This is a genomic window from Ruegeria sp. HKCCA5426 (assembly GCF_013034585.1).
Classification (GTDB): domain Bacteria; phylum Pseudomonadota; class Alphaproteobacteria; order Rhodobacterales; family Rhodobacteraceae; genus Ruegeria.
Genome location: NZ_WQGH01000006.1, coordinates 72,319 through 85,311, shown reverse-complemented (window position 1 = coordinate 85,311; position 12,993 = coordinate 72,319). Strand labels below are relative to the sequence as shown.

Annotated in this window: 12 protein-coding genes; 4 read left to right on the top strand and 8 right to left on the bottom strand. The window is 58.2% G+C overall.

Annotated features, from left to right (window positions below; genetic code table 11):
• The first annotated feature begins 15 nt into the window (after positions 1-15).
• Positions 16-1,029, top strand: a complete 1,014-nt coding sequence (locus tag GOV87_RS11935; protein WP_217360842.1) for an amidohydrolase — start codon at positions 16-18, stop codon at positions 1,027-1,029.
• Positions 1,030-1,071: 42 nt separating this feature from the next.
• On the opposite strand, the gene GOV87_RS11930 is transcribed toward GOV87_RS11935, so the two are convergent.
• Genes GOV87_RS11930 through GOV87_RS11905 form a run of 6 tightly spaced genes read right to left on the bottom strand, consistent with a single transcriptional unit; the run spans position 1,072 to position 7,930 of the window.
• On the bottom strand, positions 1,072-1,857 hold the full coding sequence (locus GOV87_RS11930; protein ID WP_171211921.1) for an SDR family oxidoreductase: 786 nt from the start codon (positions 1,855-1,857) through the stop codon (positions 1,072-1,074).
• Positions 1,858-1,867: 10 nt separating this feature from the next.
• Complete coding sequence (locus GOV87_RS11925) at positions 1,868-2,641, bottom strand: SDR family NAD(P)-dependent oxidoreductase (protein ID WP_171211920.1); 774 nt, start codon at positions 2,639-2,641, stop codon at positions 1,868-1,870.
• Positions 2,642-2,650: 9 nt separating this feature from the next.
• Positions 2,651-3,937 (bottom strand): acyl-CoA dehydrogenase family protein, encoded by a 1,287-nt coding sequence (locus tag GOV87_RS11920; protein WP_171123901.1) that lies wholly within the window; start codon positions 3,935-3,937, stop codon positions 2,651-2,653.
• A 54-nt stretch (positions 3,938-3,991) separates the two neighbouring features.
• Positions 3,992-4,768: an enoyl-CoA hydratase-related protein gene (locus GOV87_RS11915; RefSeq protein ID WP_171211919.1), complete on the bottom strand. Its 777-nt coding sequence runs from the start codon at positions 4,766-4,768 to the stop codon at positions 3,992-3,994.
• Positions 4,769-4,778: 10 nt separating this feature from the next.
• Positions 4,779-6,074: a 3-hydroxyacyl-CoA dehydrogenase gene (locus tag GOV87_RS11910; protein ID WP_171211918.1), complete on the bottom strand. Its 1,296-nt coding sequence runs from the start codon at positions 6,072-6,074 to the stop codon at positions 4,779-4,781.
• Entirely contained in the window at positions 6,071-7,930 is a 1,860-nt protein-coding gene (locus tag GOV87_RS11905) for a class I adenylate-forming enzyme family protein (protein ID WP_254447365.1), read from the bottom strand. The genes GOV87_RS11910 and GOV87_RS11905 overlap by 4 nt, the downstream gene beginning before the upstream one ends.
• A gap of 304 nt (positions 7,931-8,234) precedes the next feature.
• Between GOV87_RS11905 and GOV87_RS11900 the strand changes: the two genes are divergently transcribed.
• The 3 genes from GOV87_RS11900 (at position 8,235) to GOV87_RS11890 (ending at position 11,479) form a co-directional block, all read left to right on the top strand.
• Entirely contained in the window at positions 8,235-9,275 is a 1,041-nt protein-coding gene (locus tag GOV87_RS11900; protein WP_217360841.1) for an alcohol dehydrogenase, read from the top strand.
• An 87-nt stretch (positions 9,276-9,362) separates the two neighbouring features.
• The gene (locus GOV87_RS11895) at positions 9,363-10,970 is read left to right on the top strand and encodes a GMC family oxidoreductase N-terminal domain-containing protein (protein ID WP_171211916.1); all 1,608 of its coding nucleotides are present in this window, start codon (positions 9,363-9,365) and stop codon (positions 10,968-10,970) included.
• A gap of 20 nt (positions 10,971-10,990) precedes the next feature.
• Positions 10,991-11,479 carry an acyl-CoA thioesterase gene (locus GOV87_RS11890; protein ID WP_171134882.1) on the top strand — a complete coding sequence of 163 codons (489 nt, stop codon included), beginning with the start codon at positions 10,991-10,993 and terminating at the stop codon, positions 11,477-11,479.
• Positions 11,480-11,601: 122 nt separating this feature from the next.
• On the opposite strand, the gene GOV87_RS11885 is transcribed toward GOV87_RS11890, so the two are convergent.
• Entirely contained in the window at positions 11,602-12,330 is a 729-nt protein-coding gene (locus GOV87_RS11885; RefSeq protein WP_171211915.1) for an SDR family NAD(P)-dependent oxidoreductase, read from the bottom strand.
• Between the two features lie 47 nt (positions 12,331-12,377).
• Positions 12,378-12,992, bottom strand: a complete 615-nt coding sequence (locus GOV87_RS11880; protein ID WP_171211914.1) for a 2-hydroxychromene-2-carboxylate isomerase — start codon at positions 12,990-12,992, stop codon at positions 12,378-12,380.
• Position 12,993: the final 1 nt, after the last annotated feature.

Sequence of the window (12,993 nt, the reverse complement as noted above, 5' to 3'; positions counted from 1 at the left end):
AACTAAGGAGGCGTGATGAAAGTCGATAAAGCTTGGATTCCCCGCATGGCCGCGCGTGACGACTGGCTGGCGCAAACCACCGAAAATATCATCGAACCCGAGCGCGAGATCGTCGATCCGCATCATCATCTGTGGGTGCGGCATGGGTATGTCTATGAGATGGCCGAGCTGCAGGCCGATACTTCAAGCGGGCATAACGTGGTTGAAACGGTCTATATGGAATGCCGCTCTTACTATGATCCAGCATCGTCAGACCCGCTTGCCCCGGTAGGCGAAACCCGGCAGGTCGCGGCATTGGCCCGCACCCATACCGGCCCGGCGCGTCTGACTGGGATTGTCGGTTTTGCCGATCTGCGGAACCCGGATTTGGACGCCGTTCTGGATGCTCATGTCGCTGCGGGGCAGGGGTTGTTCAAGGGAATCCGCCACGCCGGAGCCCGAGATGCCGAGCCTGAACAATTGTTCCTGCCGGGTCGGGGGCCGAAAGACCTATATTCGGACCCGGATTTTCGCAGGGGCGTGGCGCGCCTGGGTGCGCGGGGGCTGACTTATGACACGTGGCAGTATCATCACCAACTACCCGCTTTTACGGATCTGGCCCGAGCAGTGCCGGGTACCACGCTGGTTCTGGATCACCTGTCTACGCCTCTGGGCGTGGGGCGGTTTTCTGGACAACGCGACAGCATCTTTGCCCAATGGAAAGATGACATCGCAGCCCTTGCGGAATGTCTCAATGTGGTTGCCAAGCTGGGCGGCATGGCCATGCCCGATAATGGGTGGGGCTGGCATGATCGCAGCCAGCCACCGGGTTCGGATGAATTCGTCGATGTCATGGCCCCCTGGTATCACCACATGATCGCCTGTTTCGGGGCCCGGCGCTGCATGTTCGAAAGCAACTTTCCGGTCGACCGTATCTCGATCAGCTATCCGGTGTTGTGGAACGGCCTCAAGAAGATCGCCGCCGATTACAGCGAGAAAGAAAAGGCCGCGCTGTTCAGCAGCACGGCCCGCAGGGTTTATGACCTGTGACCAGCGTCCTCTATGTCGATTGCGGAGGCTAAACGGGGTGCTTTATTCTGGCGTTCCGGTCATGGCCGCGCCGTAAAACCGGTTGAGTTTGCGCATGCCCCCCAACCACCTGTCGTAGTTATCGGTCTTGTTGCGCATATAACCCAGCACCTCGGGGTGCGGCAGGATCAGGAAAGTTTCGTCTCGGATGGCCTGCAGGCAGGCTTCGGCCACGGGTTCGGCTTCTAACATACCGTCTTGCGAGGCCACTCCGTCCTCGTGTCCGCGCGTCATTTCGGACCGAACCGCCTGCGGGCAGAGCAGCGACACCCCGATGCCCTGATCGCGATAGGTGAAGGCCAGCCATTCGGCAGCTCCGACCGCGGCGTGTTTGGTAACCCCATAAGCCATCGAGCCAACCTGATTGAGCAGCCCAGCAGCCGAAGCGGTGTTCAGCAGATAACCACCCCCGCGTTCTATCATCCGTGGCACCACATGGCGCGCCGCCCAGATATGGGACATCACGTTGACCTCCCACATACCTTGCCAGATGTCGTTGTCGGTTTCAGGCCCACCGATACTGAGGATACCGGCGTTAGAGCAAAAAATTCCGATCGGCCCAACCTCGGTTTCGGTTCTGTCGATCAGCGCGGCAATGTCATCCTCTTTCGAGACATCTGCTTTGATGGCGACGCCGCCGATCTGGTTCGCGGTCTCTTCCGCGCCGGGCAGGTTCAGGTCGGCGCAAACAACCGATTTGGCACCCGCCGCAGCAAAGGCCGCAGCCAAAGCTTTACCGATGCCACTGGCGGCACCGGTTACGACAACGATTTGTCCTTCGATTTCCATGGCTTTCCCCTTAGGTCCACATCACGGCGCCGCCATCCACGGTCAGCGCCTGACCCGTGATATAGCGGCTGGCGTCAGAGGCCATGAACGCTGCGATACCGGTGAAATCCTCTGGCTCTCCCAGTCGGCGCAGGGGCACCTGGCGCAGGTAGGATCCCGCTATTTTTGGATTGTCCCACAGGGCGCGGGCGAACTCGGTCTTAACCACACCGGGGCATAGCGCATTGACCCGCACCCCCGCCGGACCCATTTCCATCGCCAGGTTTCGCACCAGCGCGATCAGCGCCAGTTTCGAGATGTTGTATGTGCCCAGCGTGTCAGATGGCTTGAACGCGCCGACGGACGAGGTGAACAGCATCGAACCGCCGCCCAGCCCCTCCATATCCGGGAAGACCGCATTTGCCAGCCATAGGTTCGACTGGACGTTGGCCTGCATGGTCTTTTCAAAGGCTTCATCCGTGATGTCGCGCATTGAGCCGTAGAACGGGTTCACGCCAGCGTTTCCGATCAGGACCGAGATCGGCCCCACCGATTCACGGGCTGCTTTGGCCAGTGCCTCAACCTCTTGCCTGTTGCCGATGTTGCAGGTCATTGGCGTTGCGGCCTTGCGACCCACGGCGTCGTTGATTTCGGCGGTGGCGGCCTCAAGCGCTTCGATCTTTCGCGCCGAGATCACCACATTGGCCCCTTGCTGTGCCAACCCTTTTGCCATTTCCAGCCCCATCCCGCGGGACGCGCCGGTCAGCAGGGCATTACGCCCGGTCAGATCAAACATGTTGTTCATCGTTTTTCCTTACGGCCCGTCGAACTGCCTTCCGCCTTTTGTTCCGGCTGATGTACCTGCCTGACGTTCGTTAGAAGCCAAATAATCCTTGACCTCTGCCCGCGCGACGACGGCGTGGTGGACTTCATCCGGGCCATCAGCAAAACGCAGGGTGCGCTGGCCGGTATACATCTCGGACAGGGGCGACCATTGCGAAATACCGGTCGCGCCGTGGATTTGCATGGCCTGATCAATGATTTGACAGACTTTTTCCGGCACCATCGCCTTGATCATCGACACCCAGATGCGCGCCTCTTTGTTGCCCATCGTGTCCATCGCCTTGGCGGCCTTGAGGACCATCAGGCGCATCGCCTCGATCTCGATCCGCATGCGGGACAGGGTTTCCATGTTCTTGCCCAGATCCAGAAGTTTTCTGCCAAACGCCTCGCGGCTGATACCGCGCGCGATCATCAGGTCTAGTGCCCTTTCCGCTTGACCGATTGAGCGCATGCAATGGTGAATTCGCCCCGGCCCAAGCCGCAATTGCGAGATTTCGAACCCGCGCCCTTCGCCCCACAAGATGTTGCTTTCGGGGACGCGCACATTGGTGAACCGGATCTGCATATGCCCATGCGGAGCGTCATCCTGACCGAAAACATGCATAGGGCCTACGATCTCGACACCCGGCGTGTCCATCGGCACTAGGATCTGGCTTTGCTGACGGAATGTCTCTGCGTCGGGCGAGGTTTTCACCATCACGATCATGATCTTGCAGCGCGGATCGCCCGCGCCCGAGATGTAATATTTCTCGCCATTGATGACCCATTCGCCGTTTTCCAGCACGGCGCGGGTGCTGATATTGCGCGCGTCAGATGAGGCCCTGTCCGGTTCCGTCATAGCAAAAGCCGACCGGATTTCACCGGCCAGCAGAGGTTTCAGCCATTTTTCCTTTTGTTCTTCGGTTCCGATCCGCTCCAGCACTTCCATGTTGCCGGTATCGGGGGCCGAGCAGTTCAGCGTTTCCGAGGCCAAGGGGTTTTTGCCCAGTTCAGCGGCGATATAGGCATAGTCGAGGTTCGACAGACCCTCGCCGGTTTCGGCATTGGGAAGGAAAAAATTCCACAGCCCCGCATCGCGCGCCTTTTGCTTGGCGGTTTCCAACAGTTCAAGCTGACCGGGGGCATAGGACCAGCGGTCGGCCCGGCCATGGCCTAGCCGGTGATATTCTTCGGTAATAGGATCGACGTTTTCAGCGATGTGCTTGATCACCTTTTCCAGAAGCGGCTTGGCCCCTTCGGACATTTCCAGATTATTCATATCTGCAACGGTTTGGACCATGTCAGGTCTCCTGTTTTGACGAGCGCGGCTCGTTTAGCGGTTGACCCAATTGGGCTTGCGTTTCTCGGCAAAGGCTTGCACGCCTTCTTTGAAATCCTCGGTCTGGGCCAGATCTTTCAGTACCTCGCGCGAATGCTCCATGCTTTCGCCAAAGCCCTCGATCTGGGCCATTCGGTTCAACACACGTTTGGTGGCCTTTACAGACGACGGTGACACGCTGCAGATGTCATCCGCCAGTGCCATCGCGCGGGTCATCAGATCGTCATGCGGGACAACTTCGTTCACGCAACCCAGTTTCAAGGCTTCGTCCGCGTCAACGGTGCGGCCGGTAATCATCATCTCTTGCGCCGCGAGGCGGCCGATATAGCGGCTCAGACGCTGCACGCCGGACGCGGCGGCGAAAAAGCCGACTTTCACTTCGGGCAAGGCGAATTTTGCGCGGTCCGAAGCCAGAATGATGTCGCAGCTCAGTGCGGTTTCAAACCCGCCGCCCATGGCAAAGCCGTTAACGGCTGCGATGACCGGCTTTTCCAGATCATAGCGCATGGCCAGCCCGGCAAACCCGGTCTCGGGGATCGGTTGCGGGCCATGTTTGGCGGTGAATTTCAGGTCGTTGCCTGCCGTGAACGCCTTATCCCCTGCGCCGGTCAGAACGGCGACCCATTGATCCTCGGCGGCGGCAAACTTGTCCCAGCAATCGGCCATTTCGTGATGCATCGGGGCATGGACGGCATTGTAATCCTCGGGGCGGTTCATGGTGACCAGCAGGACATTGCCCCGTTGTTCGGTGGTGATGAATTCGTATGACATGATGTCTCCTTCAGACGCGTGCGGTTTTCAGACCACCGGTGTCAATTTCAGTAAATTTCCCACCTTCGGCAGCCAGCTTTCGCAGCATCTCGGCAGGCGCAAAGTCAGGGTCTTCAGCCCCCAGTTTTTCCATGACCTCCAGCACTTTGGCCGCGCCGATCATGTCGCCGTAATACATCGGGCCGCCCTTGTCCGCAGGCCAGCCATAGCCGTTGATCCAGACCACATCGACATCCGACGGGCGCTGTGCCTTGTTTTCCTCAAGGATCTTCAACGCCTCATTGATCATCGGGCAGATGCAGACGTCGATTATGTCGTCCTGCGACATTTGGAAAGGCTCTGCCCCGGTAATGTCAGTGATGATTTTCGCGGTTTCTTCCGACGGATCAGGCGTGCGGTTTTCATCGTAGTCATAGTACCCGGCCTTGGTTTTTTGGCCCCGGCGGTCCAGTTCGCACAGAGCGTCACGGATCGGATTGTCGGTTGTGGCCCCCTTTGACCAGCCGATGTCCAGCCCGGCCAGGTCCGCCATTTGAAACGGTCCCATCTTGAAGCCAAAAGCGTTCAGTGCCGCATCGACATCCCATGGCATCACGCCGCGATAGACCAGCTTCATCGCCTGATCCTGTCGTTTGAACAGCATCCGGTTGCCGACAAACCCCGGGCAGACCCCGACGACAACAGCAATCTTGTTGATCTCAAGCGCGACATCCAGACAGGTGGCCAGAACATCCTGTGCTGTGTGTTCCGCCCGGACGATTTCCAGCAGCTTCATCACATTGGCAGGCGAGAAAAAGTGCAATCCGATAACGTCTTGGGGGCGGCTGGTCACTGAGGCAATCTCGTCAATGTCCAGCGCCGAGGTGTTGGTGGCCAAAATCGCGCCCGGCTTCATGATCCGGTCCAGATCGGTGAAGATTTTGCGCTTCAGCCCAATGTCCTCGAACACGGCTTCGATCACCAAATCGCAGTCTGCCAGATCCTCCAGCGAGAGGCAGCCGTCGTATCGCGCCATGCGAATGTCGACCTCGGACTGAGGGAACCGGCCCCGGTCGGCGCTGCGCTGATAGTTGCTGCGCACCACGGAAAGGCCGCGGTCCAGCGCCTCTTGTTGGGTGTCGACGATCTTTACATCATAGCCTGCGGTGGCAAAATTCATGGAGATGCCCCCGCCCATTGTGCCTGCACCTATGATGCCGACGGTCTTTACCGGGCGTCTGGGGGTTGCGGTGTCGATATCCGGTACGTTCCAGGCAGCCTTACCAGCCGAGGCGTGATACGCAACGAGGGTGTCTTGGATGTTCATGCATCTGTTCCATTTAATGATTTTATACACTGAGCGCGCAACGCGCGCCGGTCGAGCTTGTCTGTGGCACCCCGCGGCAGGGGGTCTGAGTGCAACCACAAGTGTTCCGGAATTTTGAATGTGGCGATGTGTTTCGCCAGATAATCCTGAATTTCCTGCGCGGTTGCGTGATGACCTGCGCGCAACTGAACACCGGCCCCGACGACTTCGCCCAATCTTTTGTGCGGTATGGAAAATGCGCAGGCTTCGGCCACCGCAGGATGTTTGTGCAGCGCGCCTTCGACATCCAGGAAGGCGATGTTTTCGCCCCCGCGGATGATGATATTTTTTTTGCGATCCACGATAGTGACAAAGCCGTCTGCGTCGATAAACCCCAGATCGCCAGAGCGCAGCCAGCCTTCGTTCAGAACCTCGGCGGTGGCCTCGGGCTTGTTCAGATAACAGCGCATGATCGTGGGGCTTTTGATAGTGATCTCTCCGACCTCGCCCGTCCGCACGTCCCGCCCTTCATCGTCTAGGAGGCGCAGTTCCTGCACCGGCGGATACAACCGACCCGCCGATCCGGGGCGGGCGACATAGTCTTCCCCAGCTGTGCCCATGCCGAGTGCGTTAGTCTCGGTCATGCCCCATCCGGTTGCGATTTGAGCAGCCGGAAAAACCTGAGCCAGCTCCCCCACCTGCGGCGGAGGCCGCTTTGCGCCACCCGAGTTAATGAAGTCCAGCGTTTCAAGGGGCTGACCCATTCGCACAGCGGCCTCCATCAGGTCGTGGGTTTGGGTCGGAACACCCAGAAACCGGGTGATCTGTTCTTCTTGTATTAACTGAACGGCGCGGTCAGTGTCCCATTTCTCCATCACCACAAGCTTGGCGCCGGACGGGATCGAAAACAGAAAGACAGGATGAGTTGCAGTGACGTGGAATAGCGGCGTCACCACTAATGTGGCCGGGCGCAGCGGTGCAGGGTCATCTGCGGCAGGGGGGGTAACCAGCGGGGCCGCAGTCATGACCATCGACCAGGAAAACACCGCGCTCATCGCGCCGCGATGGGTCAGAACAACCCCCTTGGGGTGGCCGGTTGTCCCCGAGGAATACATGATCCCCATGTCGTCATCGGTGTCGATGTCGACCTGCGGCCAGCTATCATCTGAACTGGCGTCCAGCAGCGAGGCATAGTTGATCGGTGTCAGGTCACCGCCATCGCGCACCCCGATCACCTGAATATCCCTTTCGGCTTGTAATGGTAGCAGACGTTCGACCCTTATCCGATCGCCGAAAACGATCTTTGCGCTGCTGTCTTGCAGGGCATAGTCCAGCTCTTCCGTGGTCCACCAGCCATTCAAAAAGACAGTCACCGCACCGATTGACGCGATCGCTGTGAACAGAAACAGAAACTCGGGGCAATTGCGCATTGCGATGGCGACTGGCTGCCCCTTGCGCACCCCAAGTTCGGTTGTAAGTGCGTGCGCTATTCTGTTTGTTTCCGAGCAGAACTCATCATAAGTCCAGCGTTCTTCGCCAAACACCAGATAATCCGCCGCACCGTCGCCTTGTTCGGCCCGGCTGAGTTGCATCAGGGCGCGGATGTGACCGGGGATGTTCTTGAATACGCGGGTCTCGACCCCGCGAATCCGGGCTTGGGACAGCTCGTAAATCGGTTCATTTGCGATCAGGTAGTGCACGGCCTGTTCAGGCGTCATAGCCGAGGTTCCGTTACTGCCGTGCGCATAGTCTTTCAGCCACGCATCAACCGCGCCTGTCAAAATCAAAGCGATATCCTCCCATGCGCGTGGCATCCCATTGGGCAGAACCACGACTCCTCCCTCAAGGATGTTAGAGCGGTTTCTGATCTGTGCCAAGACCGCTGTACGGAACAATGTTCCGCAAAAGTGATATTTCCCGGTTTTGCGATTGTGACGCTGACTTTTTGCGCTGGGCAGTTAGTCGACCCTTTTTCACACAGCGGCGATCTGCCTGTCGAAGGGCATGACATGCATCATGCAGGTCGCAATGGGTCGATGGTAAAGGGAGCAAGTTTTGTTGACATCACGATAGGCTTGATGGGATGATGATCATCATGCAGATGCGACTGAATGGCAACATTTCCAAGCAATTGCGATACGAAAAACAAGAGGCCAGACCATGAAAAATGAGTGTTATTGCGTGACCGAACACCAGGCGCCGCTGCAGAAAATCGTGCAGGACCTGCCCGAGCTGGAAGGGGACGAGGTGTTGTTGAAGGTGCGTGCCTCGGGCGTGTGTCACTCTGATCTGCACTTCTGGGAAGGTGGCTATGATCTGGGCGACAACCAAGAGATGAACTTGTCCGATCGGGGCGTAAAGCTTCCCCTGACGATGGGTCATGAGATTGTCGGTGAACTGGTCGCGTTGGGTCCCGAAGCGCAGGGTTTGGCGCTGGGCGAAAGCTATCTGGTCTATCCCTGGCTGGGGTGTGGCACCTGCGATACGTGCGCAAAGGATCAAGAGAATTTGTGCCCCAATGCACCGCGGGCCCTTGGGATATTCACCCCCGGCGGCTATGCGCAATACGTGGTGGTGCCGCGCGCCAAGTATTGTCTGACGCTTGGCGACCTGGACCCGGCAGAGGCCGCTCCTTTGGCCTGTTCCGGGGTGACCACCTATAGCGCGCTTAAGAAATTCGGGGACGATATCCGCGACACGCCGGTGGTGATCCTGGGTGCGGGTGGACTTGGGCATATGGCGCTTCGGGTGATCCGTGCTCTTGGTGGCAAGGGGGCCGTTTTCGTCGATCTTGACGAGGCAAAGCGCACCGCCGTGCTTGAGGCCGGGGCGCTTGCGGCCATTGATGGCAATGCGCCCGATGCGGACGAGCAGATCAAAGCCGCCACCGGGGGAGGGGCCCTGTTGGTCTTGGACTTGGTGGGCGCCGAGGCCACGATCAATCTGGGGTTGGCCGCCGCGCGCAAGGGCGTTCGGATCGTTGTGGTGGGATTGTTTGGCGGTCAGTTGAAAATCCCCACCGTCTATTTCCCAATACGCGCCATGGCGGTGATCGGTTCATATGTGGGCAATCTGAACGAACTGTCCGAACTGCTTGAGTTGGCCAAATCAGGCAAGTTGAGCTTGGCACCTGTGACGCGTCGCCCATTACAGGACGCCAACGACGCGCTGATGGACCTGAAAGACGGGAAGGTCATCGGTCGGGTCGTCCTAACCCCATGAAAGCGGTCTGAACGCGACCCGCAGTTTGAAAGCAAAGCAGGCCTTGGAGCCGGATTTCATTTATAGGTATTGGGAGGTGCCGGGCAGGTGGACGCGGATTACATCATTGTTGGGGCAGGTTCAGCGGGCTGTGTGTTGGCCAACCGGCTGACTGCCGACCCAAAAAACAAGGTCATATTGCTGGAGGCCCGGGGCAAAGATAACAGCCCCTTCATTCATGCGCCTGCGGGCTTTGTGAAAATGCTTCGAAATGAGAAGTATAACTGGTGCTATTCAACCGAACCTGATCCCGGCTTAAACGGGCGGCGGCTTTTCTGGCCGCGCGGCAAGACGCTTGGAGGGTCATCGTCGATAAACGGGTTGCTATACGTGCGCGGGCAGCCGTCCGATTATGACCGTTGGCGGCAATTGGGCAACGAAGGCTGGGGCTGGGAGGATGTCCTGCCGCTGTTCAAAGCCACCGAAGGGCGCGAGGAGGGTGCTGAGGATCTATACGACTCTGACCTGCGGGGTAGCGACGGCGAAATGACGGTCAGCACCCCTCGTTCGCGCCATCCGCTGAGTGAGAAATGGGTCGAATCTGCAATTGCAGCGGGTTACCCGTATAACCCTGACCACAATGCAGAGCGGCAGGAAGGGGTCGGCTTTTTTCAGACAACCATCGCCTATGGCAAACGTCATTCGACGGCGAATGCGTTTCTGAAACCGATCAGGTCGCGCCCCAATTTGCGTGTGATCACGCATGCCCATGTGCAGAGCGTGGGCCTGGATGGCAAGCGCTGTACAGGTATCACCTACAAGGATCGCTCGGGTAGATTGGTGTCGCTTAGGGCCGGGCGCGAGGTGATCTTGTCGGCCGGGTCGATCGGGTCGCCTCAGATACTTATGCTGTCGGGGATTGGAAATCCCGATCACTTGTCTGAAAACGGCGTGCAGCCCCGTCACGAGCTTCCGGGTGTGGGGCAGGCGATGCAGGATCATCTACAGGCCAAGATGGTGCATCGGATGTCGGTGCCCACATATAACCGCGAAGGTAAGTCGCTGATGCGTCAGGCGGCCATCGCCGCCCAATACTATTTCGTGGGCCGGAACGGGCCTTTGTCGATGCCAGCGGCGGATGCTACTGCGTTTCTGAAAACGCACCCTGATCTGGAAACGCCAGACATTCAGTTTCACGTGCAGCCCTTTTCTTATGATGCGGAAGGGAACCTGCATGACTTTTTCGGCTTCACTTCAACCGTCTGCCAGTTGCGTCCCGAAAGTCGTGGGCAGATTCTGTTGAATGGTCCTGACCCTGCCACTTATCCCAAAATTCACCCCAACTATCTGTCTACGGAAACCGATTGCCGCACGTTGGTCGATGGAATTCGCATCGCCCGCACGATTGCGGCGCAGTCACCCTTGGCGAGCCATATCGCGTCTGAGTTTTTGCCGGGCAGCGCGATAGAAAGCGACGATTACGACGCGATGCTGGACTGGGCGCGCGGTCACGCTGTGACGATCTTCCATCCGTCAGGGACCTGTAAAATGGGACCGGGGCCGGATGCAGTTGTGGATGCCAAGTTGAAGCTTCACGGGATTGCAGGATTGCGGGTTGTCGATTGTTCGATCATGCCCGAGCTGACCTCGGGCAATACCAATGCCCCGACGATTATGATCGCAGAGAAAGCCAGCAGAATGATATTGGCCGGATAGCAGGCAAAAGACGTCAAAGTATGAACGAGCAAAAATTCAGAATCTCAAAGCATTATGAGCCGATAAAAGCCATCGACCTGCGCGGCTACGGGGTGCCGGAACCTTGGAATTTCGGGGTAGGTTTTCGGGCGACGTTCGGGGATTTGGATGCGCAGAACCATGTCTCGAACGTGAAATACCTGCGTTGGATCGAGGCGTTCCGCATGGCCTATCTGCGCGCCTACGGTTGGCCGGAATATGCGACGCCGGGGGCCAATCTGATGGTGATCCGACGGTTTCAGATCGACTACCTCAAGCCAGTTCATCTGGATGACGATGTGATCGTGACCGGGCGCACTGCGCAGGTCGGCCGCTCTAGCTGCACGATGGAGTATGCGATCTGGGGGAATGGCCAGATTGCAAGCGCTTCGGCGGTGTTGGTTTTTCTGGATCAGCACGGGACAAAGTCGGACCTTCCAGGAACGTTGCGCCCGCTCATGATCGAATGGGACGGGGCGCAGCCCCGCTAGGGCAGTGGTCAACGGGGCATGGGAATGCCCCTGTGACCGCATTGCGCGGCTGAGGGCGGGTAGCTTTTGTCATTCCCGACAGTCAGCCGATGCAAGAGTCGACCGAAACGACTACTTCCGCTTTACCACGTTTCCACGCTTGGTCGAATCTGCGTCTCAAACATCCACGCGTCTTTGGGCTGTTTCCAAAGCTGGATATAGGTCTTTGCCACGGACGCGGGATCCATCAGAACCCGGTCTTCCGGGTTGCCTCCGCGGGCGGTGATCATTTCGCGCACCCATTGGGTATCAACGCCGGAATCAATGACCAGATGCGCCACATGGATGCCTTTGGGCATCAATTCACGGGCAGCGCATTCAGCGACGGCGCGGATGCCAAACTTGGCGCTGGCAAAGGCGGCAAAGCCTGGATTGCCGCGCAACCCGGCGGTGGCACCAGTGAAAAAGATATTGCCGGTTCCGCGTGGCAGCATCGCTTTGGCGGCTTCGCGCCCGGTTAGAAAACCGGCGTAGCAGGCCATTTCCCAAACTTTGCGGAAAACCCGTTCCGTGGTTTCTGTGAATGGGAAATTCACATTCGCGCCGACGTTGAAGATGCAAACTTCGATCGGGCCAACCTCTTCGGCGGACTTGATGAAGTCGATGACCTGATCTTCGTCCCGGGCATCCAGACTTTTGCCGATCATGCGGCCTCCGGCGGCTGTGACCTCATCTACCAACGGTTGCAGTTTATCCCCGTTGCGCCGACCGGCGATCACAGTAAAGCCTTCGGCGGCGAAGGCCTTGCAGATGGCCGCGCCGATGAAATCACCGGCTCCAACCACGACAACAGTTTCTGCTCTTTGTTCCATAAGGAGTGTCCTTCTTTAGGGTAGGTCGGCTGACCCAAATGCATGTGTCAGTTATCCAGACCGGCCAGATGCTGTTCCAGATCGCGGATACGATCCTTTCCGAAATAGATTTCCCCGTCATAGTGAAAGGTCGGTGCACCAAAATCACCAGCGGAAACAGCCATTTCCGTGTTCGAGATCAGTTGGGTTTTGACTTCGGGGTCTTGTATCAGTGCGAACAGGGGTTCGGCTTCTAGCCCGCCATCTGTCAGCCAGCGCGACAGCACCTCAGGGTCGCCAAGATTCTGTTCGAACTGCCACATGCCGCGAAAGACGCGTTCCATGTACAGCTCAAAAACACCCAACCGATGCGCCGCAATGCAGCCGCGCATCAGTTGCAGGGTGTTGATCGGGAAATAGGGGTTGAATGAGAACTCATCGACGATTCCGTTGCGTTCGGTAAAGCGCAACAGGTCGCGCCGTTCGTACCGCAGCTTGTTCTCGATCCCGGCGTTGGTTTCACCCGGTGCCCGGTTGCCAGTGGCGCGGAAGATGCCGCCCAGTAGCACCGGCACATAGGTGAACGTCGCGCCATAGGCCTGCGCGAGACCGGGTATCAAGAGATGCGCTAGGTAAGAGTTCGGGCTGCCAAAATCGAAGTGAAAGGCGACGTGCTTCTGCATC